This window comes from Streptomyces sp. SCSIO ZS0520, assembly GCF_025643355.1.
GTDB lineage: Bacteria > Actinomycetota > Actinomycetes > Streptomycetales > Streptomycetaceae > Streptomyces > Streptomyces physcomitrii.
Map to the genome: position 1 here is coordinate 6855494 of NZ_CP092644.1, position 21267 is coordinate 6876760.

General features: G+C 73.7%; 22 protein-coding genes. 12 read left to right on the top strand and 10 right to left on the bottom strand.

Translation table 11 applies throughout. The features are described 5' to 3' along the window. Positions 1-22 precede the first annotated feature (22 nt). Positions 23-1105, top strand: a complete 1083-nt coding sequence (locus MID12_RS27810) for a zinc-binding dehydrogenase (RefSeq protein ID WP_263173499.1) — start codon at positions 23-25, stop codon at positions 1103-1105. Positions 1106-1145: 40 nt separating this feature from the next. Here MID12_RS27810 and MID12_RS27815 read toward each other — a convergent pair whose 3' ends face one another. Beyond that, on the bottom strand, positions 1146-1961 hold the full coding sequence (locus MID12_RS27815; protein WP_263171570.1) for an NPP1 family protein: 816 nt from the start codon (positions 1959-1961) through the stop codon (positions 1146-1148). A 434-nt stretch (positions 1962-2395) separates the two neighbouring features. On the opposite strand from MID12_RS27815, the gene MID12_RS27820 reads away from it, so the two are divergent. Continuing rightward, positions 2396-3370: a glycoside hydrolase family 64 protein gene (locus MID12_RS27820; RefSeq protein WP_078845277.1), complete on the top strand. Its 975-nt coding sequence runs from the start codon at positions 2396-2398 to the stop codon at positions 3368-3370. A 105-nt stretch (positions 3371-3475) separates the two neighbouring features. Here MID12_RS27820 and MID12_RS27825 read toward each other — a convergent pair whose 3' ends face one another. Then, positions 3476-4126 carry a TetR/AcrR family transcriptional regulator gene (locus MID12_RS27825; protein ID WP_040258427.1) on the bottom strand — a complete coding sequence of 217 codons (651 nt, stop codon included), beginning with the start codon at positions 4124-4126 and terminating at the stop codon, positions 3476-3478. Between the two features lie 61 nt (positions 4127-4187). On the opposite strand from MID12_RS27825, the gene MID12_RS27830 reads away from it, so the two are divergent. From MID12_RS27830 to MID12_RS27840, 3 genes are all read left to right on the top strand, one after another. Further along, positions 4188-5339, top strand: coding sequence for an acyl-CoA dehydrogenase family protein (locus MID12_RS27830; RefSeq protein ID WP_168541094.1), 1152 nt, complete (start codon positions 4188-4190; stop codon positions 5337-5339). A 119-nt stretch (positions 5340-5458) separates the two neighbouring features. Next, the gene (locus MID12_RS27835) at positions 5459-5746 is read left to right on the top strand and encodes a YiaA/YiaB family inner membrane protein (protein ID WP_040254886.1); all 288 of its coding nucleotides are present in this window, start codon (positions 5459-5461) and stop codon (positions 5744-5746) included. A 178-nt stretch (positions 5747-5924) separates the two neighbouring features. Continuing rightward, positions 5925-6560, top strand: coding sequence for a TetR/AcrR family transcriptional regulator (locus tag MID12_RS27840; RefSeq protein WP_263171574.1), 636 nt, complete (start codon positions 5925-5927; stop codon positions 6558-6560). 109 nt (positions 6561-6669) lie between these two features. Here the strand turns inward: MID12_RS27840 and MID12_RS27845 are convergent, their stop codons facing one another. Both MID12_RS27845 and MID12_RS27850 read right to left on the bottom strand, forming a co-directional pair. Further along, the gene (locus MID12_RS27845) at positions 6670-7659 is read right to left on the bottom strand and encodes an alpha/beta hydrolase-fold protein (protein ID WP_040254889.1); all 990 of its coding nucleotides are present in this window, start codon (positions 7657-7659) and stop codon (positions 6670-6672) included. Between the two features lie 389 nt (positions 7660-8048). Further along, the gene (locus MID12_RS27850) at positions 8049-8510 is read right to left on the bottom strand and encodes a MaoC family dehydratase (RefSeq protein WP_040254890.1); all 462 of its coding nucleotides are present in this window, start codon (positions 8508-8510) and stop codon (positions 8049-8051) included. Positions 8511-8629: 119 nt separating this feature from the next. Here MID12_RS27850 and soxR point away from each other — a divergent pair, with 119 nt between their 5' ends. Then, positions 8630-9211 (top strand): redox-sensitive transcriptional activator SoxR, encoded by a 582-nt coding sequence (gene soxR, locus MID12_RS27855; protein WP_078845278.1) that lies wholly within the window; start codon positions 8630-8632, stop codon positions 9209-9211. Between the two features lie 143 nt (positions 9212-9354). Here the strand turns inward: soxR and MID12_RS27860 are convergent, their stop codons facing one another. Both MID12_RS27860 and MID12_RS27865 read right to left on the bottom strand, forming a co-directional pair. Continuing rightward, entirely contained in the window at positions 9355-9957 is a 603-nt protein-coding gene (locus MID12_RS27860; protein ID WP_040254891.1) for a hypothetical protein, read from the bottom strand. A gap of 217 nt (positions 9958-10174) precedes the next feature. Next, complete coding sequence (locus tag MID12_RS27865; protein ID WP_263171579.1) at positions 10175-11464, bottom strand: DUF1343 domain-containing protein; 1290 nt, start codon at positions 11462-11464, stop codon at positions 10175-10177. A gap of 204 nt (positions 11465-11668) precedes the next feature. Here MID12_RS27865 and MID12_RS27870 point away from each other — a divergent pair, with 204 nt between their 5' ends. The 4 genes from MID12_RS27870 to MID12_RS27885 all read left to right on the top strand — a co-directional run bounded on the left by MID12_RS27870 (position 11669) and on the right by MID12_RS27885 (position 15794). Continuing rightward, positions 11669-12430: an SDR family NAD(P)-dependent oxidoreductase gene (locus MID12_RS27870; protein ID WP_263173501.1), complete on the top strand. Its 762-nt coding sequence runs from the start codon at positions 11669-11671 to the stop codon at positions 12428-12430. Next, positions 12430-14094, top strand: a complete 1665-nt coding sequence (locus MID12_RS27875) for an AMP-binding protein (RefSeq protein WP_040254894.1) — start codon at positions 12430-12432, stop codon at positions 14092-14094. Before MID12_RS27870 ends, MID12_RS27875 begins: the two co-directional genes overlap by 1 nt. 31 nt (positions 14095-14125) lie before the next feature. Further along, entirely contained in the window at positions 14126-14719 is a 594-nt protein-coding gene (locus MID12_RS27880; RefSeq protein ID WP_040254895.1) for a TetR/AcrR family transcriptional regulator, read from the top strand. Between the two features lie 118 nt (positions 14720-14837). Further along, positions 14838-15794, top strand: a complete 957-nt coding sequence (locus MID12_RS27885; protein WP_040254896.1) for an NADP-dependent oxidoreductase — start codon at positions 14838-14840, stop codon at positions 15792-15794. Between the two features lie 106 nt (positions 15795-15900). Here the strand turns inward: MID12_RS27885 and MID12_RS27890 are convergent, their stop codons facing one another. From MID12_RS27890 to MID12_RS27905, 4 genes are all read right to left on the bottom strand, one after another. Next, positions 15901-16227 (bottom strand): DUF202 domain-containing protein, encoded by a 327-nt coding sequence (locus MID12_RS27890; RefSeq protein WP_263171584.1) that lies wholly within the window; start codon positions 16225-16227, stop codon positions 15901-15903. Next, positions 16224-16616: a YidH family protein gene (locus tag MID12_RS27895; RefSeq protein ID WP_040254900.1), complete on the bottom strand. Its 393-nt coding sequence runs from the start codon at positions 16614-16616 to the stop codon at positions 16224-16226. Before MID12_RS27895 ends, MID12_RS27890 begins: the two co-directional genes overlap by 4 nt. A 1-nt stretch (position 16617) precedes the next feature. Continuing rightward, positions 16618-17187, bottom strand: a complete 570-nt coding sequence (locus MID12_RS27900) for an NUDIX domain-containing protein (protein ID WP_263171588.1) — start codon at positions 17185-17187, stop codon at positions 16618-16620. A 70-nt stretch (positions 17188-17257) separates the two neighbouring features. Then, positions 17258-18157 carry a DMT family transporter gene (locus MID12_RS27905; protein ID WP_263171591.1) on the bottom strand — a complete coding sequence of 300 codons (900 nt, stop codon included), beginning with the start codon at positions 18155-18157 and terminating at the stop codon, positions 17258-17260. A gap of 526 nt (positions 18158-18683) precedes the next feature. Here MID12_RS27905 and MID12_RS27910 point away from each other — a divergent pair. Together MID12_RS27910 and MID12_RS27915 are read left to right on the top strand one after the other, a co-directional pair. Next, the gene (locus tag MID12_RS27910) at positions 18684-19634 is read left to right on the top strand and encodes a hypothetical protein (RefSeq protein WP_040254903.1); all 951 of its coding nucleotides are present in this window, start codon (positions 18684-18686) and stop codon (positions 19632-19634) included. 61 nt (positions 19635-19695) lie between these two features. Continuing rightward, the gene (locus MID12_RS27915) at positions 19696-21252 is read left to right on the top strand and encodes an APC family permease (protein ID WP_040254905.1); all 1557 of its coding nucleotides are present in this window, start codon (positions 19696-19698) and stop codon (positions 21250-21252) included. Positions 21253-21267: the final 15 nt, after the last annotated feature.

Below are 21267 nucleotides of genomic sequence, written 5' to 3' on the forward strand. Positions count from 1 at the left end.
GCCTTCGTCAGGAGTTGTGAACGTGGTCCGCGCCGCCGTACTGCCCGCCGTCGGCTCCCCCCTGGAGCTCGCCGAGATCGCCCTGCCCGCCCCCGGACCCGGCCAGGTGCGGCTGCGGCTCGCCGCCGCCGGGGTCTGCCACTCCGACCTCTCGCTGAGCAACGGCACCATGCGGGTGCCGGTGCCCGCCGTGCTCGGCCACGAGGGCGCCGGAACCGTCCTGGAGGTCGGCGAGGGGGTGACCAGCGTGGCCCCGGGCGACGAGGTCGTCCTCAACTGGGCCCCGTCCTGCGGCAGTTGCCATGCCTGCTCGCTCGGCGAGGTCTGGCTCTGCGCCGAGGCGCTGACCGGCGCCCGCAGCGTCTACGCGCACCGGGCGGACGGCGGTGAGCTGTACCCGGGCCTGAACGTCGCCGCCTTCGCCGAGGAGAGCGTGGTCGCGGAGAAGTGCCTGCTGCCCGCGCCGAAGGGCGTCCCGCTCGCCGAGGCCGCCCTGCTCGGCTGCGCGGTCCTCACCGGGTACGGGGCCGTCCACCACTCGGCGCGGGTGCAGCCGGGCGAGACGGTGGCCGTCTTCGGCGTCGGGGGAGTGGGCCTCGCCACCCTCCAGTCGGCGCGGATCGCCGGGGCCGCCACCATCGTCGCCGTGGACGTCTCGCCGGAGAAGGAGGAGCTGGCCAGGGCCTCGGGCGCCACCGAGTTCGTGCTCGCCTCCGAGGCCACCGCCAAGGAGATCCGCGCGCTGACCGGGGGCCAGGGCGTCGATGTCGCGGTGGAGTGCGTGGGCCGCGCGGTCACCATCCGCACCGCCTGGGAGTCCACCCGGCGCGGTGGCCGCACCACCGTGGTCGGCATCGGCGGCAAGGACCAGCAGGTCAGCTTCAACGCCCTGGAGATCTTCCACTACGGCCGCACCCTCAGCGGCTGCGTCTACGGAAACTCCGACCCGGCGACGGACCTGCCGGAGATCGCCGCGCACATCCGCGGCGGCGCCTTCGACCTGGGCCTCCTGGTGACCGAGCGGATCGGCCTCGCGGACATCCCGGCCGCCTTCGACCGCATGGTGGCGGGCAAGGGCGGCCGGGCGCTGGTCGTCTTCCCGTGACCTGAACCCGGGCGGGGGCGCCCCGACGGGCGCCCCCCGCTCAGGCGTTGGGGTCGAAGGGGATGTCCGCGGGCTTGGCCGAGGCCAGGTGCGAGGCGAAGGTGTCGTCCTTGATGCCGAGGGTGGCGCTGCCGAAGTCGGCCTGGACCAGGCGGTCGCGCAGCCCCGCGGGGTAGCCGTCCCAGCCGACCAGGGCCGGGTACTGCCAGCTGCCCTTGTGGTTCTCCGGCGGCTCGTCGTTGCCGTTGGCCGCGCGGAAGTAGTGGGTCAGGATGCCGTCCTTGTGGTACACGACCTTCGGGTGGGTGCCCTCGAAGGGCAGGTCGGCCCGGTTGTGGACGGTGAAGCCGCCGTGGTTGGAGGTCGAGACGTACTGCGCCTCGGACTCCCCGTCCTTGACCCACACGACCACGTGCTCCCAGTCGTGCCGGTGCCCGGCGCTGCCCGGGCCGAGGGCGGCCTGGTCCTTCTCGAAGTAGCTGGCGTAGGCGATCGCGCACCAGCCGTTGTTGCACTTCTCGCGCGAGTAGGTGTTGGTGTTGTCCAGGTCCGAGGCGTCCCGGCAGTTGCCGTTGACGTCACCGCCGAGGGCCAGGCCCGGGGCGATGGTGCCGTCGGGGCCGATGGCCGGGGTGGCGTAGCAGCCGTCGGTGTCGTAGTCGTAGGCGGGCTGGTAGGTCTTCTCCCGCTCCCCGGCGCTGGTGGGGAGCGAGCCGGGCGGGTCGGCGAAGGCGGCCGTCGGGAAGGCGACGACGAGTACGAGGGCGGCGCCGAGGCCGGAGAGGGTCAGGCGCCTCGCGCGACGGGAGGGGATGAACCGGGAGGGCGGATTGCCGTTCACAGATGTCCTCTTCATCAGTCCTGGTGGGGGACGGCGGGCTGATAGGCGTGAGCATGTCAGTTTGCCGGTGTCCCGGGGGCCAGTCGAGAACCCGAATGTGTTGTCCTGGTGAAGGCTCGGCTCCGCCTGCCCGGGGAGCGGAAACCGGCCGCCGCGGCGGCTGACGAACGCCTGGCAGGCGACGGCGCCTCGGGGGACCCGCGCCGGGGCGGCGGGCGGACGGCGGCGGCGCCCGTGTCGAGGTAACGAACTCACCGACCGGGCTCTCCCTTGATCACCGTTCATGTCTTGAATCCATCATCTTGACACGGGCATGCCATGGGCGGACTCTCTGAGCGGGCCCCCGCCCCCCGTCCCGCCCCCGGAGCCGACCGGGACGGGGCGCAGGTCCCGCCATGGCCTCGCAGGCGCCCGCCTGCCGTGCCCGCCACCCGAGTCAGGGAGGAACCATGCCCCCCACCCTTCGTCCGACGGCGCGCCGCCGCGGTCCTGCACTCCTGGTCACCGCGCTGGCAGCCCTCTGCGCCTTCGCCGGCGGCGCCCCCGCCGGCGCGAGCGAGGCGCCCGACCACCACCCCGCCGTCCGCGCCGACGGCCAGCCGCCGGACTCCTTCTGGGGGGACACCGGCAGCATCCCGCCCGCGCAGAACGTCCTGACGGTCAAGATCCTCAACCGGACCAACGGCAAGTACCCGGACAACGAGGTCTACTGGACGTTCAACAACGAAACGCACTCCATCGCCGAGCAGGACACCCTGGACATGGCGGCCAACTCCGCCGGGCGGATGTACTTCCACCTCGGTTCACCGGACAGCAAGTACGCCGACTTCATCGAGTTCACCGTCGGTGACAACGTTTTCAACGGCAACACCACGCGCGTGGACGCCTTCGCCCTGAAGCTGGCCATGCGGCTGCACGCCGAGGACGGCTACGACGTGCAGGTCGGCGAGGACTACGAGACCTTCCAGGAGGACCGGGAGGCCACCTGGCAGAAGTTCAAGGACGCCGTGCCCGCCGAGTTCGCCTCCCTCAGCGAGGTGGAGAAGCCGTACCGCATCCCCTCGCCCGGCAGCGTCCCCGACTTCCGGGAGGGCGGCAAGTACGCCGACTACATGAGCGGTTACGCCAGTTCGGTCGGGATCAACGCGCCCACCTCCGACATCTTCGGCTGCGCGGGCGTGCTGGCCAACGAGGCCGGCAAGTGCTCCGCGCTCAACCGCCATGTGGCGCAGCTCCCCGAGGACCAGTGGTCCTCCCCGGACCTCTACTACAAGGAGGCCCCGGCGAACTACTACGCGAAGTTCTGGCACGACCACTCCATCGACAGGCTCTCGTACGGCTTCCCGTACGACGACTTCGCGGGGCAGTCCTCCTTCGTCTCGCACAACGACCCGCAGTGGCTGGCGGTCGCCGTCGGCTGGTGAGGCCACCGGGGCGGCGGGACGGCCGCCCGGCAGTGGCTCAGGGGGCGTCCGCGCACGGCGGGCGCCCCTCGCGCGTGCGGGGCCGCCGCGTGCGCGGCGCGGGGTTCAGGAGGGGGTGCCGGCGCCGGTCAACCGGGCGTGCTGGAGGGCGAGTCCGTCGAGCAGGGCGCTGAGGCCGGTCTCGAAGGCGCGGGCGTCGATCTGCTCCTGGCGCTCGGCGAGCAGGTGGGCCTGGCCGAGGTGCGGGTAGTCGGCGGGGTCGTAGGCGCTGACGTCGTCCACGAAGCCGCCCGCGAAGGAGCCGAGCGCGGAGCCGAGCACGAAGTACCGCATCAGCGCGCCGATCGAGGTCGCCTGCGCGGGCGGCCACCCGGCCGCCACCATCGCGCCGAAGACCGCGTCGGCCAGGCGCAGACCGGCCGGGCGCCGCCCGGGGCCCTGCGCCAGTACGGGCACCAGGTGCGGGTGGGCGGTGAGCGCCTCGCGGTAGGAGACGGCCCAGTCGTGCAGGGCGCGGCGCCAGTCCCGGCCGTCCTCGAACATCGACAGGTCGACCTGGGCGCTGACCGCGTCGGCCACCGCCTCCAGGATCTGGTCCTTGGTGCGGAAGTGGTTGTAGAGCGAGGGCCCGCTCACCCCGAGTTCGGCGGCGAGCCGCCGGGTGGAGACCGCGCCGAGCCCCTCCTCGTCCACCAGGACGAGTGCGGCGGCGACGATCCGGTCGGCGCTGAGGAGGGGCTTGCGTGGTCGGGCCATGCGGCACATAGTAGGGCTGCCAGCCAAAAACTAGCAGTGCTAATTTCCGACGGGAGCACCCGTGAACCTGGAGCTCAGCGAGGAGCAGTCGGCCGTACGGCGGTTGGCCGAGGACTTCGTCGCCCGCGAGATCACGCCGCATGTCGTCGACTGGGACCGCGCCGAGAGCGTCGACCGCTCCCTGGTGAAGAAGCTGGGCGAGGTCGGCTTCCTCGGCCTGACCGTCGACGAGCGGTACGGCGGCAGCGGCGGCGACCACCTCGCGTACTGCCTGGTCACCGAGGAGCTGGGGCGCGGCGACTCCTCGGTGCGCGGCATCGTCTCCGTCTCGCTCGGCCTGGTCGCCAAGACGATCGCGCACTGGGGGAGCGAGGAGCAGAAGCAGCGCTGGCTGCCCGGGCTCACCTCCGGCGCGTACGTCGGCTGCTTCGGCCTGACCGAGCCCGGCACCGGCTCCGACGCGGGCAACCTCACCACCCGCGCGGTCCGCGACGGCGGCGACTATCTGATCGACGGCACCAAGATGTTCATCACCAACGGCACCTGGGCCGATGTCGTCCTGCTCTTCGCCCGCACCGGCGGCGCCCCGGGCCACAAGGGCGTCTCCGCCTTCCTGGTGCCCACCGACACCCCCGGCCTGAGCCGCCGCACCGTGCACGGCAAGCTCGGACTGCGCGGCCAGGCCACCGCGGAGCTGCACTTCGAGAACGTACGGGTGCCCGCCTCGGCGATGCTGGCGCCCGAGGGCAAGGGCTTCTCGGTGGCCATGTCGGCGCTGGCCAAGGGGCGGATGTCGGTGGCCGCGGGCTGTGTGGGCATCGCGCAGGCGGCCCTGGACGCGGCGGTCGGATACGCGGGCGAGCGCGAGCAGTTCGGCAAGCCGATCGCCCACCACCAGCTGGTGCAGGAGCTGCTCAGCGACATCGCGGTGGACGTGGACGCGGCCCGCCTGCTCACCTGGCGCGTCGCGGACCTCATCGACCGCGGCCGCCCCTTCGCCACCGAGTCCTCCACCGCCAAGCTCTTCGCCTCGGAGGCCGCGGTACGGGCCGCCAACAACGCCCTCCAGGTCTTCGGCGGCTACGGCTACATCGACGAGTACCCGGTCGGCAAACTCCTGCGCGACGCCCGGGTGATGACCCTCTACGAGGGCACCAGCCAGATCCAGAAACTCGTCATCGGTCGGGCGCTCACCGGCGTCAGCGCCTTCTGAGCCGCCAACACCCGGATGCGGACGGGGAGTTCGCCCCCGGCGGTCCTGAGTACGCCGGGCCCGCGCGGCTGAGTACCCGTACGGATGCGACCGGCGCCGTGCCGCGCGAGGCTCTCCCCATGAGTGAGACACAGGTCAAGCAGCAGAGCACGGCGGCCTTCTACGGCCAGGCCGTCGCCTCGTTCTCGGTCGCCCTGACCGCCACCGCCATCGGCATCTACCGCCTGGAGGCGAACGCCTGGGTCCGCGGATTCCTCACCATCGCGGTGCTCTTCCTGGTGACCTCCTGCTTCACCCTGGCGAAGGTCATCCGGGACCGGCAGGAGGCGGGGCAGCTGGTCAGCCGGGTCGACCAGGCGCGGGTGGACAAGCTGCTCAGTCAGCACGACCCCTTCGAGAAGCTCTGAGCCCGGGCCGCGTGCTCCCGGGAGCGTCCTGCCCCGGGCGCGCGGCCCCTGGGCACGCGGTGGCACGCGGTCCGCGGGGCGCCCGCGCACGGTCCCGGCCGCGCGCGGGATCCGAAAGCTCTAAGCGCTTGCTCACCAGCAGGTAGGGTGTTCCCCGCGACGGCGGAAGGAGCATCGGATGGCGGCGGCCAAGGACGACAGCGCGGGTGAGGCCCGGCCCTGGGGGGAAGTGGCCCCGGAGGCGGCGCGCCGGCTGCTCATCGCGGCGGTGGACGCCTTCGCCGAGCGCGGGTACCACGCGACCACGACGCGGGACATCGCGGGCCGCGCCGGGATGAGCCCCGCCGCCCTCTACATCCACTACAAGACCAAGGAAGAGCTGCTCTACCGGATCAGCCGGATCGGCCACGAGAAGGCGGTGGAGATCCTGCGGACGGCCGCCGAGGGCGAGGGCAGCGCGGCCGAACGGCTCGCCTGCGCCGTACGCTCCTTCGTCCGCTGGCACGCCGGTCAGCACACCACCGCGCGCGTGGTGCAGTACGAGCTGGACGCGCTCGGCGCGGAGAGCCGCGCCGAGATCGTGACGCTGCGCAGGCAGGCCGACGCCCAGGTGCGCGTCATCCTCGACGACGGGGTGGCGGCAGGGGAGTTCGACGTCCCGGACATCCCCGGCACCACGCTCGCCGTGCTCTCGCTCTGCATCGACGTCGCCCGCTGGTTCAACGCCGCGGGCCGCCGCACCCCCGACGAGGTCGGCACCCTCTACGCGGACCTGGTGCTGCGCATGGTCGGCGCGAAGCCCGCCGAAGGCTAGACCCGGCCCGGACCGGCCGCGAGGTCCCGTCGGCTGGCCCGGCGGGCCGACGCGCGAAGGGGCGGCGCGGGCACCCGCGCCGCCCCTCTGTGCGGCTACGCCTGTGCGGCTACGCCTTGCGGAGGCGGGCGATGATGCCGTCGAGGTCGCGCCGGAACATGTAGTCCCGGATGATGTGGCCGCCGGGCTCCTCGTGCCACTCGTGCGGGATGCCCGCGTTGCCGAGCAGGCCCCGGAACTCCCGCTGGCCCGCGAGCACTTGGGTCTCGTTGGCGGTGTCGAACCAGTTGACCGGGTCGGGGCTGGTGCCGGCCACCAGGAAGACCCGCTTGTTGCGGTAGCGCTCGACGTTCTGCACCGGGTTGTCGGCGTTGACCCTCGCCTCGTCCCACAGCGGCGCCCCGTAGACCGTCCCGCCGCCCAGGTCGAGGGCGGCGGAGGAGACGTTGGCCCAGTGGGTGACGAGCCCGGCGTCACGGCGCATGCTGGCCGGACCGGAGTGGGCGCTCACCGAGGCGAAGTGGCCGTAGTACTTGGCGGCGTACTTCAGCGCGCCGAAGCCGCCCATCGAGAAGCCGGCCACGGCGCGGCCGTCGTACTCGGCGTACGTACGGAAGTTGGCGTCCACCCAGGGCAGCACCTGGTTGAGGTGGAAGGTCTCCCAGTTGCGGGGGCCGGTGTGGGAGCTGACCGGGTTGGAGTACCAGCCCGCGTGCCCGCCGTCGGGCATCACGACGATGATCGGCTTCCCGGCGGTCCAGGCGCGGACGCCCGCCCGGTCGAAGGTGATGAAGTCCTGGTCGGTGCCGCCGCCGTGGAAGAGGTAGAGGACGGGGTAGCGGCGCCCGCTGGTGTGGTAGCCGTCGGGCAGCAGGACGTTGACGCCGGGGTCCCAGGCGATCGCGTCGGTCGCGAAGCGGTAGTACCACATGCGCGGGTCGCCCTCGTTGCGGTCCACGATGCGCAGTCCGAAGCCGTCGCCGACGGCGTGGGCGGTGGACGCGGCGGCGAGGACGCTCCCGCCGCCGAGCGCCATGGCGGCGGAGAGGCCGCCGGCCGCCTTCAGGAAGCTTCTGCGGTGGGGACGGTGCTCGGTCAACTGGACCTCCGGGTGCGGGATACGGGCGCGCGAGCCGGGGGAGGGCGCGCGGTCTCGTCATGGCCTCCCGGCCGGACGGCCCGGAGGGGAGAGCGGGTGCGAAGGAGAAGTGCCGCCACACGGGCCTGCGGGGTGCCGCAGTCGGTGGGGGCATGATCTGACCAACGCGCGCCGGGGGGCGTCAATCGAGGTAAGCCGAGTCTTTCGGCGCCGGACCTCGGCGGGGCCTCGCCCCGAGGCCGCCGCCCGCACGACGCAAGCCCGCACACCACGTACGCCCGGACACGCCGCAACGCCCGCACACGCAGGAACGCCCGCGCGCCGCAACCCGGGAAACGGGCAGCGGCGCGCGTGCGTTCGGTACGCGGCCTCGGGGAGGGGCCCCGGCGTCAGAAGTAGTAGCGCGAGACCGCCTCGGCGACGCAGGCGGGCTTCTCGCCGCCCTCGCGCTCCACCGTGACGCGGGCGGTCACCTGCACGCCCCCGCCGGCCTCGGTCACCTCGGTGAGCGCGCCGGTCGCCCGCAGCCGGGAGCCGACCGGCACCGGGGAGGGGTAACGCACCTTGTTGGAGCCGTAGTTGACGCCCATCTTGGCGCCCTCGACCCGCAGCAGCTGCGGGACGAAGAGGGGCAGCAGGGACAGCGTCAGATAGCCGTGCGCGATGGTCGTGCCGAAGGGGCCCGCGGCCGCCTTCTCGGGGTCCACGTGGATCCACTGGTGATCGCCCGTCGCCTCGGCGAAGAGGTCGATCCGCTTCTGGTCGACCTCCAGCCAGTCGCTGTACCCGAGCTGCTCGCCCACCGCCGCCGTGAGCTCCTCGGCGGAAGTGAAGATCCTCGGCTCTGCCATGTCCCTGGGCCTCCCACAATCGATGTACAAGCGCTTGCTCAGCTTGCGTGGCCGGGGGCCGGATGTCAACGCGATCCGGGCCCGTCCGGGCCGCACCGGCGGTGAGTAGGCTGGGCAGAGTGCCCAAGATTCCTGAGAAGATCCACGAACTCTCCGTCGGCCAGCTCTCCGCGCGCAGCGGCGCCGCCGTCTCGGCACTGCACTTCTACGAGTCCAAGGGGCTGATCCACAGCACCCGCACCTCGGGCAACCAGCGCCGCTACCAGCGTGACGCGCTGCGCCGGGTGGCCTTCGTACGGGCGGCCCAGCGGGTGGGCATCCCGCTGGCCACGATCCGCGAGGCCCTCTCGGAGCTGCCCGAGGAGCGCACCCCGAACCGCGACGACTGGGCACGCCTCTCCGAGTCCTGGCGCTCCGAACTCGACGCGCGTATCGCGCAGTTGAGCCGCCTGCGGGACTACCTCACCGACTGCATCGGCTGCGGCTGCCTGTCCCTGGAGAACTGCGCGCTCTCCAACCCGGACGATGTGACCGGCGAGCGCATCACCGGTTCGGTCCTGTTCGGCGAGAAGGCCCGCGAGGACAGGTCCGGCGGGGAGCGCGGCCGCGCGGACGCGCCCCGCACGGAGCTGGCCCGGGGGACCCGCGCACAGGAGCCGGGTCCCGCCGGTGGCGGGCAGCCACTCGGGGGCTGCTGCTGAGCCCTGGGCCCTTGTCGAGCCCTGGGCCCTTGTCGAGCCCTGGGCCCTTGTCGAGCCCTGGGCCCTTGTCGAGCCCTGGGTCGTTGCCGAGACCTGGACCGGGAGCGGCCGGGGGCCCGGGTGGCGGCCCGGGCCCGGAGGTCTCAGGCCGTGACGAGTTCCCTGGCCCGCCAGGCCCGGTCGAGGGCCGCCTCGGTGAGGACCGGGCGCGGGACGACGATTCCGCAGTCGGTGCACACCGGGGCCGAGGAGGGCTCGTGGGCCAGGTCGTTCTTCCAGCCCAGTTCGCGGCCCGCGCAGACCGGGCAGGCGGTGCCGGGGCTGCGCTCCAGGGCGTCGATGAGGCGGCCGAGCACCACCGCGAGCGGTTCGCCGGGGTGCAGCTCGGGGTCGTCGCACCAGGCGACGCCGAAGCCGCCCCAGGTCAACCGGTGCCAGTCGTCGATGCTGCCGGGGCTGCGCAGTCCCTCGTGCTTCTCGCGCCTGCGGCGCTCGGCGAAGTCGTCCTCGTAGGCGAGCCAGACCGCACGGGCGGCCTCCAGCTCGTCGAGGGCGAAGAGGAGCTGGCGGGGGTCGGGGGAGCGGTCCTCGGGGGCGAAACCGGCCCGGGAGCACAGGTGGTCCCAGGTGGCGCGGTGCCCGTAGGGGGCGAAGCGCTCCAGGCATTTGCGCAGTGAATACCTGCGCAGGGCAAGGTCGTTGCGGGAGTCGCGTACCTGTCTTGCGAGGCTTCTGAATCCTGCCATCTCGCTGTACCTCCGTCACACGTACCAGGCGTCGTCGTACGGACGTCTACCCGTAGACGTGCGAGCAGGCCTCCCGGATCCCGGCAATCGGCCGCCGGCGATGAGAATCCGATGAGAAGGCCGCCGCCCGGCCGTCCGAAGACGACCGGGCGGCGGCCCGTTCACCCCTGCTGACCTGCGCGGACGCCCCAACGCTCGGGCCTCGCGGCGGCCGGTTTCAGCGGTAGTGGAGGTACTGTGCACGGATGCGTCGGAAGGTGGAGAGCTCCCGCTGCCAGGCGTCCACAACCGCGTCGGTGTCCGCCCCCGCGTCGATCATCGTACGGACCTGGGTGCTGCCGGTGAGCTTGTCGATCCAGTTGTCCTCGCGCCAGGCGAAACCGCTCCAGCTCTGCTTCGCGGTGACCAGCAGCGCGATGCCGGTGCGCACCGGGTCGAAGCGTTCGCGATCGTGGACGTGCAGCTGGACGCCGCCCACCGTCTTGCCCTCGAACTTCGAGAAGACCGGCGCGAAGTAGGCCTCCCGGAAGCCGACGCCGGGCAGCTCCAGGGCGTTGACGGCCTCGGCCCAGCGGCGGTCGACGCCCTCCGCGCCGAGGAGTTCGAAGGGCCGCGTGGTGCCCCGGCCCTCGGAGAGGTTGGTGCCCTCGAAGAGGCAGGTGCCGGAGTACACCAGGGCGGTGTCGGGCGTCGGCATATTGGGGCTCGGCGGCACCCAGGGCAGACCGGAGGCCTCGTAGAAGTCGCCGCGGCGCCAGCCGGTCATGGTGACGGTCTCCAGCGGCACCGGCGTCTTCAGGAACTCGCCGTTGTAGAGCCGTGCCAGCTCGGTCACCGTCATCCCGTGCGCCTGCGCGATCGGCTTGCGCCCGACGAAGCTCGCGAACTCCTCGTGCAGCACCGGCCCGAGGGCGGCCCGGCCGGTCACCGGGTTGGGCCGGTCCAGGACGACGAAGCGCTTGCCTGCCAGCTGGGCGGCCTCCATGCAGTCGTAGAGGGTCCAGATGTAGGTGTAGAAGCGGGCGCCCGCGTCCTGGATGTCGAAGACGACGGTGTCGACCCCGGAGGCGGTGAAGATCTCGGCGAGTGCCTGCCCGCTCTTCTGGTACGTGTCGTAGACCGGCAGCCCGGTGGCCGGGTCGTCGTAGCGCCCCTCCGAACCGCCCGCCTGCGCGGTGCCCCGGAAGCCGTGCTCGGGCCCGAAGACCGCGCGCAGGTCCACGCGTTCGTCGGCGTGCATCACGTCCACGATGTGCCGGACCGGGACCCGCTCGCCGTGGGAGTGGGCCCGGCCGCCGGTGACCCCGGTCGGGTTGGTGACCACGCCGACCCGGTCGCCGTCGAGCAGCGCGTAGCCGTCGGCGGCCAGCCGTTCGAAGCCGGTGCGCAGCCGGCCGCCCGCCGGTCCGGTCCCGGCCGCACCGGCCGCCGCGGCCGGGCCGCCGAGGGCCAGGGCGCCGGCCGCCGTGGTGCTCGCGGCCAGCAGGCCCCTTCTGGACACGTTCATGGGTGACCTCCGTGCGCTCTCGCTCGCTGGGATGTGCGGCCACGCACGCTAGCGCGGCCCGCCCCTGCGCGGAACGAACCAGGCGCCACCAGGAGCGGAGTCCGTGCTTCCACAACCCTTCCACCCGACCTGACCGACTGCTTAGTATGCGCCCAGAGCCGAGTCGAAGGAGACCATCCCGTGACCGATTCCGCGCGCGATCCCGTGGACGCATTCGAGGACGCCAAGGTGGTGGTGACCGGCGCCGGAGGAGGGATCGGGGCCGCGCTCGCCCGCCGGTTCGCCGCCGCCGGGGCGCGGGTCGCCGTCAACGACCTGGACGCGGAACGGGCCGCCGCCGTGGCCCGGGAGATCGGCGGGCTCGCCGTGCCGGGCGACGCCTCGGCCGTCGTCCCGGAGGCCGCCCGGGCGCTCGGCGGCGGGATCGACGTCTACTGCGCCAACGCCGGGCTCCCCTCACCGGGCGCAGAGGACGCCGAGGAGGAGATCTGGGCGGCGGCCTGGGACGTCAATGTGATGGCGCATGTACGGGCCGCCCGGCAGCTGCTGCCCGGCTGGCTCGCCCGCGGCGGCGGCCGCTTCGTCTCCACCGTCTCCGCGGCCGGACTGCTCACCATGATCGGCGCCGCCCCGTACAGCGTCTCCAAGCACGGCGCCTACGCCTTCGCCGAATGGCTCTCGCTGACCTACCGGCACCGCGGCGTCAAGGTGCACGCCATCTGCCCGCAGGGGGTGCGCACCGACATGCTCACCGCGGCGGGCGGGGCCGGGGAGCTGGTCCTCGCGCCCACCGCGATCGAGCCGGAGGACGTCGCCGAGGCCCTGTTCGCGGGCATGGCCGAGGAGCGGTTCCTGATCCTGCCGCACCCCGAGGTCGCGGAGTTCTACCGGGCCAGGGCCGCCGAGCCGGACCGCTGGCTCGGCGGCATGAACAAGCTCCAGCGGCAGTGGGAGGCGAAGCGCTGATGACCTCTTCCCCGTACGCGGCCATGCCCTGGCTCGGGGTCCTGAACCCGGCCCAGCGCGCCCCCGTCCACCCCCGCGACTCCCTGGTGCACGCCCTGCGCGAGGGCGCCGCGGCCCACCCGGAGCGCACCGCCCTCGCCTACTTCGACGGCCGCCTGAGCTACCGCGAACTGGACGCCTTCACCGACTCGGTGGCCGCCCGGCTCGCCGCCCGCGGACTGGCCCCCGGCGAGCGCCTGGCCGTACATCTGCAGAACTCCCCGCAGTACGTGCTCGCCGTGCTCGGCGCCTGGAAGGCGGGCGCCGCGGTGGTCCCGCTCAACCCGATGTACAAGTCCGCCGAGGTCGGCCACGCCCTGCGGGACTCCGGCGCCACCGCCCTGGTCTGCTCCGACCGCGCCTGGGAGTCCTTCCTGCGCGCGACCGCGGCCGACTCCCCGGTACGGATCGTCCTCACCGCCTGCGAGCGCGACCTGCAGAGCCGCGACGACCCGCGCGTCCTCGGCTTCGACCGGCTGCCGGTGCCGGAGGACGCCGAGGACCTCACCGAGACCGCCCGCGCCGGGCTGCCCGCCCCGGGCACCGCCCCGCCCCGGCCCGCGGACACCGCGCTGATCAGCTACACCTCCGGCACCAGCGGCACCCCCAAGGGCGCCGCCAACACCCACGGCAACCTGCTCTACAACGCCGAGCGGCAGCGGGTCGGCCTCGCCCTGCCGGAGGGCCCCCGCTACTTCGCGCTCGCCCCGCTCTTCCACATCACCGGCATGGTCGCCCAGCTCTGCGCCTGCCTGAACAGCGGCGGCACCCTCGCCCTCGCCTACCGCTTCGAGGCCGGGGTGGTCCTGGACGCCTTCGCCGAGCACCGGCCCGCCTACACGGTCGGCCCGGCCACCGCCTTCATGGCCCTCGCCGCGCACCCCGCGGCGAGCCGGGAGCACTTCGCCTCCTTCGCCTCCGTCTCCAGCGGCGGCGCCCCGCTGCCGCCCGCCCTGGTCGAACGCTTCGAGGCCGCCTTCGGCCCCTACCTCCACAACGGCTACGGGCTCACCGAGTGCAGCGCGCCCTGCGCCCACGTACCGCCCGGACTGCGCGCACCCGTCGACCCGGTCTCGGGGACCCTCGCGGTCGGGGTGCCGGGGCCGGACACCGTGGTGCGCGTGCTGGACCCGGAGGGCCGGGAGGTGCCGCTCGGGGAGCAGGGCGAGATCGCGGTGCGCGGACCGCAGGTGGTGCCCGGCTACTGGGGCCGCCCCGAGGCGACCGCCGAGACCTTCCCGGACGGCGAACTGCGCACCGGGGACATCGGCTTCATGGACGCCGAGGGCTGGCTCTACGTCGTGGACCGCAAGAAGGACATGATCAACACCTCCGGCTTCAAGGTCTGGCCGCGCGAGGTCGAGGACGTCCTCTACACCCACCCCGCCGTCCGGGAGGCCGCGGTGGTCGGGGCGCCCGACGGCTACCGGGGCGAGACCGTGCGCGCCTACGTCAGCCTGCGCCCGGGAGCCGAGGCCGGGCCCGAGGAGCTGTCCGCGTACTGCGCCGAGCGGCTCGCCGCCTTCAAATACCCGCGGCAAGTGGAGATCCTCCGGGATCTGCCCAAGACGACTAGTGGGAAGATCCTCCGACGGGAACTGCGTTCGCGCGCGCAGGACGGCTGAGCAGGCAGAGCAGAAGGACGGGGTGGCGGCAGTGGACAGAGCGACGGAGGGGGCGGCGGCCCCCGTACCCCAGCGACTCCTTGCCGCCGCCACCCGCCTCTTCGCCGAACAGGGCTACGACCGCACCTCCGTACAGGAGATCGTCGAGGCGGCGGGCGTCACCAAGGGCGCGCTCTACCACTACTTCGGCTCCAAGGAGGACCTGCTGCACGAGGTCTACGCCCGGGTGCTCCGGCTCCAGCAGGAGCGGCTGAACGCCTACGCCGGGGCCGACGCCCCGATCGAGCGGCGGCTGCGCGAGGCGGCGGCCGATGTCGTGGTCACCACCATCGAGAACCTCGACGACGCGGCCATCTTCTTCCGCTCCATGCACCACCTCAGCCCCGAGAAGCACAAGCAGGTACGCGCCGAGCGCCGCCGCTACCACGAGCGCTTCCGGGCCCTGGTCGAGGAGGGCCAGCGCACCGGGGTCTTCTCCTCGGCCACCCCCGCCGACCTGGTGGTCGACTACCACTTCGGCTCGGTGCACCACCTCTCCACCTGGTACCGGCCCGGCGGCCCGCTCACCGCCGAGCAGGTCGCCGGCCACCTCGCGGACCTGCTGCTGCGCGCCCTGCGGCCCTGACCGGCGCCCGCCCGGTGCCGCCCCGCCCGGTGCCGCCCCGCCCGTGATGCCGGGCGGCAGCATCTGTGGCAGCCTCGGCAGAGGTCCACCCCACCGGCCCGCACCAACAGGGGGCACCATGAGGGCGATCAGCTACCGCAGTTTCGGCGGACCCGAGGTCCTGGAGTACGGCGAGTGCGAGGACCCGAAGGTGGGCCCGGACTCGGTGCTCGTGCGGGTGTGCGCGGCGGGCGTCAACCCGGTGGACTGGAAGTGCCGCGAGGGCGGGCTCGACCGCCTCCTGGACGCCGTCTTCCCGGTGATCCCCGGCTGGGACGTCTCCGGCGTGGTGGTCCAGCCCGGCGTCTCCGTCACCGAGTTCGCGGTCGGCGACGAGGTCGTCGGCTACGTACGCGAGGACATGCTCTCCCGCGGCACCTGCGCCGAGTACGTGGCCGCCCCGGTCCGCACCCTGGCCCGCAAGCCCCGCAACATGAGCTTCACACAGGCCGCGGGTCTGCCGCTGACCGGGCTCACCGCCTACCAGGTCCTCACCAGGGCGCTGCGCATCCGCGAGGGCGAGGTGCTGCTCGTGCACGCGGCGGCGGGCGGCGTCGGCTCGGCCGCGGTCCAGCTCGCCCTGCACCTCGGCGCCCGGGTCATCGGCACCGCCTCCCCGGCCAACCACGACTGGCTGCGCGAGTTGGGCGCCGAGCCGGTGGACTACGCCGAGGACCTCGGCGAGCAGGTGCGCGAGCTGACCGGCGACGGCGTGGACGCGGTCTTCGACACGGTGGGCGGCGCCACCCTGCGCCGCTCCGAGGCCCTGCTGCCCGCCGAGGGACGGCTGGTCTCCATCGCGGACCCGGAGGTGGTCGACCTCGGCGGGCGGTACGTCTTCGTCCGGCCGGACGCCGAGGACCTGCGGCGGCTCGGCGAGTTCGTGGAGGACGGGGTGCTCTCGGTGCGGGTGGCCGAGACCTTCCCGCTGGCGCGGACGGCCGAGGCACACCGCCGCAGCCAGGAGGGCCACACCCGCGGCAAGCTCGTGGTCACCGTGGACTGGGGCGAGGCCGATCTGGGCGGGGCGGACTAGGGACCCTCCGACGCCCTGCGGATGCGCCCTGCCGGAGAGGCCCTGGGCTCGGACACACCCTGGGCGAGGTGACCCGAGGGGTGAGCCGCCGGGGCCCCGGCGGGCGTCAGCGCAGTACCGCCGCCCCGCACAGGGCGAGGGCCACCGTCCACCCGGCGGCCGCGGCGGCGAGGCGCGGGGCCAGCGGTACCGGGCTCCCCGTCCGCGAGGCGAGGGCGGTGATCCGGCGGTGGGCGACGCCGAGGAAGCCCAGCCAGGCGCCCAGGCACAGGGCGCAGCCGAGCAGGGCCGGCGGTCCGGCGCCGTCCGTCAGCGCGGACTTGAGGGCGAGGACCACGGCGACGGTGGCGGCCAGCGTGGTGCGCCGCCAGGCCAGCCGGGTGCGCTCGGGCTGGAGCCCCGGGTCCCGGCCGTTCGCCGCCGGGCCGCTCACGACTGCCGTCCGGTGAGGACGACCACCACCATGGCCAGCGCGACCACCGCGATCGCGAGGCTCAGCAGCGCGGGGAAGCGGGACAGCGGCAGATCCTCGCCGCGCCGCATCGCCCGCTCGCAGCGTACGAAGTGGCTGACCGAGCGCAGCGCGCTCAGCGCCCCCGCGAGCAGCAGGGCGAGGGCGAGGCCGACCCGGAGGCCCCAGCGCAGATCGGGCAGGAACTGGTCCACCGCGAAGCCGCCGCCGATCAGCGCGAGCGCGGTGCGCAGCCAGGCGAGGAAGGTGCGCTCATTGGCCAGCGAGAAGCGGTAGTCCGGGGTGTCGCCCTCCTCGGCGAGGCGCCCGGGCGCCAGCCACAGCCGTACCGTCCGCCGCACCGCGCGCACCCTAGCCGCGCTCCTTCGCCCGCCAGGACTTCAGCAGGGCGTAGGCGGCGAGGCTGTCCGGGGTCCAGTCGCGGTCGCCGAGCCGGGCGTCGATCTCCTCCTCGGTGAGGAAGCCGTGCCAGTCGATCTCCTCGGCCTGCGGGCGCACCGGCAGCGTGAGCGGCACCTGGTACACCCAGGACCACCAGCCGAAGGGCCCCGCCTCGCCCGTTTCCCCGCCGCCCCGCGCGGTGTCCGCGGTGTCCTCCGGGGCCTCGTAGAGGAACTTCAGGGCCGGCGCGGGCTGCGGCAGTCCGCTGACGCCGAGTTCCTCCTCGGCCTCGCGCAGGGCGGCCTGCTCGTAGGACTCGCCGGTGCCGACGACCCCGCCCACGAACATGTCGTAGTACCCGGCGAAGGTCATCTTGGTCGCGGCCCTGCGGTGGACGAAGACCCGGCCGTCCGGGGCGGTGGCGAGGACGAAGACGCAGCGGTGGCGCAGGCGGCGGGCGTAGACCTCGCCGCGGGGCGCCTGCCCGAGGACCCGGTCCCGGGCGTCGACGATGTCGAGGATCTCCTCAGCGGGGTTCATGCCTCCATCCAAGCAGGGGGCGCGCCGTCCGGCCCCGGGGCCCGCGCCCCCGCTCCGCGGGCGCGGGCCCTCAGTGCGGCTGGAGGTCCCGCAGCCGCTCGTCGGAGCTGCCGCCCGAGCCGGGCGGCATCGCCGGGTGCAGACCGAGCAGCACGATCCCGGTGACCACCGCGGCGAGCCCGGCCGCCTCCCAGGCGAGCGCGCCGGTGTCGGTGCGCACCCGGTCGCCGAGGAAGCCCACCCCGCAGACGATCCCGGCCAGCGGCTGGGCGGCGGTCAGCGCGGGCAGCGACCGGCGCAGCGGCGCGGTCTCGAAGGCGCTCTGCACAAGCAGCAGCCCGGTCACCCCGATCACGACCACCGCGTACGGCTGCCAGCTGGCGAGCAGCTGCGGCCAGCCGCCCTCGCTCAGGCGCAGCCCGCTCACCCGGGTCAGGGCGTCCTGCACCCCGTAGAGCAGGCCCGCCGCGATGCCGAGCAGCACCGGGCCCGCGGCCAGTTGGCGGTGGCGGGCCGCGGCGGCGAGGAGCAGGGCGATGCCGGTGACGATGCCGAAGATCAGCCAGTGCCGCAGCGGGCCCGCCACCTGGTCGGAGCCCTCCGGTTCCCCGGCGAGGATGAAGGCGGTGACGCCGCCCGCGAGCAGGGCGAGCCCGGCCCAGCCCTGGCGGCCGAGCGGCTGCCCGGTCATGTGCCGGGAGAGGAGGAGGGCGAAGAGGAGGTTGGTGGCGAGGAGCGGTTCGACGAGGGTGACCTGGCCCCGGCCGAGCGCCACCGCGCCCATCACCATCCCGCAGACCATGAAGGCGATGCCGCCGATCCAGCGCGGCACGCGCACCAGGTCGAGCAGCAGCCGCCAGGACATGAAGTCCTTCAGCGGCGCCTGCTGGGCGGCCTGCTGCTGGAGGACGAATCCGGTGCCCAGGCAGCAGGCCGCGCCGACGGCGAGGACGAGGACCAGAACCGACACCTGACGCACCTACTCGACACGGTTCCGCGGAAGCGGGCGGGCAGGGCCGACGATAGCCCGCCGCGGCCGAAACGCGTCCAATTCGTGCGCAACTTCTCCCTCCCGTGTGGGGGCGGTGCCGCTCCGTGAGGTGTGGGCCGCCGCCCGGGACCTCCCCTCCGTACCGGTATCGCGGAGAATCGGCCGCCATGATTCACGCCACTGTGGGCTTGGCCGGATCGGGGGAGTGGTGGCCGAAAGGTGCGGTGGGCGGGTGCGGTCGGGCCCCCGGTGAACGGGATGAGTGAACGGGCCGCCACCCTCGGTGAGTTGCAGGTGAGGGGGTGTGCCGGGGGCGGAGCGGGCACCGCCCGGGGTGCTCCGGCGGGCCTGCGGGGCGGCGTCCGGGGGCGCCCGGGAGCGGCGCCCGCGCCCCTCGCCGGGGGGTGCGCACTCTCCCCCTCCGCCCTTGACGCGGAGCGGCGGGGGCCGCTTTGCTGTCCGAGATCATTCGCCAGCCGAGCCGCGTCGTGGAGGAAGTCCCGCGGTGTCCCCACCCCCGCCTCCCCTCGGACGTGGCCGCAAGAAGGCCGCGCACGTCTTCGACGCCGCACTGGACGACACCGAACTCGCCGCCGCCCGCGTCTCCTTGGCGCAGGGCCGCTGGAGCGCCGTACGCGCCCTGCTCGCCGAGACCGGTGAGGACTGGGACCGCAGGGGCCACCGGCTCACCGCGCTCGCGCAGGAGCCGAGCACGGTCGCCTGGGCCCGCGACTGGCAGCTGGTCGAGCCGGAGTCCACCGACGCCCGGGTCCTGGAGTCCGTCGCCACCGTCTTCCGCGCGCTGCACCGCAAGGCGAAGCCGGACGCCGCCCGGGAGGCCTGCCGCCGGGTCGCGCTGCTCGTGCCCGAGGACCCGACGCCCTGGCTCGGCCTGCTGATCCTGGAGCGCAGCCTGGGGCGCGAGGAGGACGTGGTCCGGCTCTTCGACGAGGTCCGCCACCGCCATCCCGAACACCACCACGCGCACCATCTGATGGTCGCCCGGCTCGCCGAGCGGCGGCCCGACGCCGGTCAGGACCCGCTGCACGAGGTCTACGACTTCGCCGCCTGGGCCGCCGAACAGGCGCCGGTGGACTCGCCGTTGGCGCTGCTCCCGGTGGTCGCGCACGCCGAGCGCTACCGGGTGCTCGCCGCCGCGGGCAGCGAACCGGCCGACCCGGTCGCCGCGGGCCACTGGGTGGGGCGCCGCGCCCGCCAGGTGATGAAGTCCGCCTTCGACTGGTGGCTGCAGTACGGCCGCGACCAGCACCCGCGCAACCGCGTCGACCTCAACTTCCTCGCCCACGCGAAGTTCTGCGAGGGCCGCGCGGCCGAGGCCGCCGCGCTCTTCCACCGGATCGGCCCGCACGCGACCCCGCACCCGTGGTCGTATCCGGACCGCGACCCCTTCGACGCCTTCCGGGCCGCGCGCGACGCCGCGCTCGGCTCGGCCTGAGCCGCCACCGCACGGTTCCCAGGCACCGCACACCCCCTCCCCCGGAAAGGACGACCCCGCCATGACGACGGGCAGTTCGCAGTCGAGCCAGGCGAGAGCCGCGTCAGGCGCCGCCGGATCCATCAGCACCTTCCGGGGCGAGGAACGCGCGCTGCGCGCGGGCCGCCTGGGCACGGTGGGGCTGCTGCTCTCGGTGCTCGCCGCCACCGCCCCGCTCATGGTGGTCGCGGGTGTCATGCCCACGACCTTCGGGGTGATGGGGATCGTCGGGCAGCCGCTGCTCTTCGTCCTCCTCGGCCTGGTCCTCGCCCTGTTCTCCTTCGGCTACGCCGAGATGAGCCGCCATGTGCACAACGCGGGCGCCTTCTACGCGTACATCTCCCGCGGACTCGGCGGCACCGTCGGCGCCGGGGCCGCGGTGGTCGCCCTGGTCGCCTACAGCGCCCTGCAGGTCGGCATCTACGGCATCTTCGGCTACGAGGTCTCCAGCCTCTGCCACACCTACCTCGACGCCGAGGTCGCCTGGTGGATCCCCTCGCTGCTCGCCGTCCTGGTGGTCGGCGCGCTCGCCCTGCTGAAGATCGACGTCAACGCCAAGGTGCTCGGCGTCCTGCTGCTCATCGAGGTCGTCCTGGTCGTCGTCTTCGACATCGCGGCGGTCGCCGACCCGGGCAAGGAGGGACTGTCCCTGCACGCCTTCAACCCGGACACCCTCACCGGCGCCGGGGTCGGCACCGCCCTGTGCTTCTGCGTCGCGGCCTTCCTCGGCTTCGAGCAGGCGCCGGTCTACGCGGAGGAGACCAGCCGCCCCCAGGTGGTGGTGGCCCGGGTGATGTTCCTCGCGGTCGGCTTCGTGGCCGTCTTCTTCGCGCTGACCTGCTGGGCGCTGACCGTCGCGGCCGGGCCCGCGGGGATCGTCTCCGCCTCCCGGGAGCAGAGCGCGGGACTGCTCTTCTTCCTCACCGAGGAGCGCCTCGGCGGCACCTTCACCGACGTGGTCCATGTCCTCTTCGTCACCGGCATGTTCGCCGCGATGCTGAGCTTCCACAACGTCGTCGCCCGCTACGCCTTCGCGATGGGCCGCGAGGGGCTGCTGCCCGCCGTCTTCAGCCGGACCAGCAGCGCCAGCGGGGCCCCCGGCACCGGCGCCCTGCTGCAGAGCGCTGTCTCGCTCGTCGTGGTCGGCGTCTTCGCCCTCACCGACGACAAGCCGACCGGGGACCCGACGGCGCCCGTGCTGCACCTGTTCACCTGGATGGGCAATGTCGGCGCCCTCGGCGTCATCGTGCTGATGGCCGCCGCCAGCCTCGCGGTGATCGTCTTCTTCGCGCGGCGCGGGGCGGCCGCCGCCCAGGCCTGGCGGCTGCTCGCCTCCGGCCTCGCCGTCGTCGCCCTGCTCGTCATCGCGGTCTACACGGTCAAGGACTTCGACGTCCTGGTCGGCGCGGGCCCCGGTTCGCCGCTCAGCTGGGTGCTGCCCGGGGTGATCCTGCTCGCCGCGCTGACCGGCGTCGTCCACGGACTCGTCCTCAAGGCCCGGCGCCCCGAGGCACACGCCCGTATCGGGCTGGGCAACGAGGCCTTCCAGCTGGAGAAGGCGGCGGCCTCGCCGCGCTGAGGCTCCCGGTGGAAA

Excerpts from the sequence above, each read along its gene's own strand:
- MID12_RS27820 (WP_078845277.1), top strand. The coding sequence starts at position 2,396 with ATGCCCCCCACCCTTCGTCCGACGGCGCGCCGCCGCGGTCCTGCACTC.
- MID12_RS27875 (WP_040254894.1), top strand. The coding sequence starts at position 12,430 with ATGACCTCTTCCCCGTACGCGGCCATGCCCTGGCTCGGGGTCCTGAAC.
- MID12_RS27885 (WP_040254896.1), top strand. The coding sequence starts at position 14,838 with ATGAGGGCGATCAGCTACCGCAGTTTCGGCGGACCCGAGGTCCTGGAG.
- MID12_RS27860 (WP_040254891.1), bottom strand. The coding sequence starts at position 9,957 with ATGGCAGGATTCAGAAGCCTCGCAAGACAGGTACGCGACTCCCGCAAC.
- MID12_RS27825 (WP_040258427.1), bottom strand. The coding sequence starts at position 4,126 with ATGGCCCGACCACGCAAGCCCCTCCTCAGCGCCGACCGGATCGTCGCC.
- MID12_RS27815 (WP_263171570.1), bottom strand. The coding sequence starts at position 1,961 with ATGAAGAGGACATCTGTGAACGGCAATCCGCCCTCCCGGTTCATCCCC.
- MID12_RS27835 (WP_040254886.1), top strand. The coding sequence starts at position 5,459 with ATGAGTGAGACACAGGTCAAGCAGCAGAGCACGGCGGCCTTCTACGGC.
- MID12_RS27850 (WP_040254890.1), bottom strand. The coding sequence starts at position 8,510 with ATGGCAGAGCCGAGGATCTTCACTTCCGCCGAGGAGCTCACGGCGGCG.
- MID12_RS27865 (WP_263171579.1), bottom strand. The coding sequence starts at position 11,464 with ATGAACGTGTCCAGAAGGGGCCTGCTGGCCGCGAGCACCACGGCGGCC.
- MID12_RS27900 (WP_263171588.1), bottom strand. The coding sequence starts at position 17,187 with ATGAACCCCGCTGAGGAGATCCTCGACATCGTCGACGCCCGGGACCGG.
- MID12_RS27840 (WP_263171574.1), top strand. The coding sequence starts at position 5,925 with ATGGCGGCGGCCAAGGACGACAGCGCGGGTGAGGCCCGGCCCTGGGGG.
- MID12_RS27915 (WP_040254905.1), top strand. The coding sequence starts at position 19,696 with ATGACGACGGGCAGTTCGCAGTCGAGCCAGGCGAGAGCCGCGTCAGGC.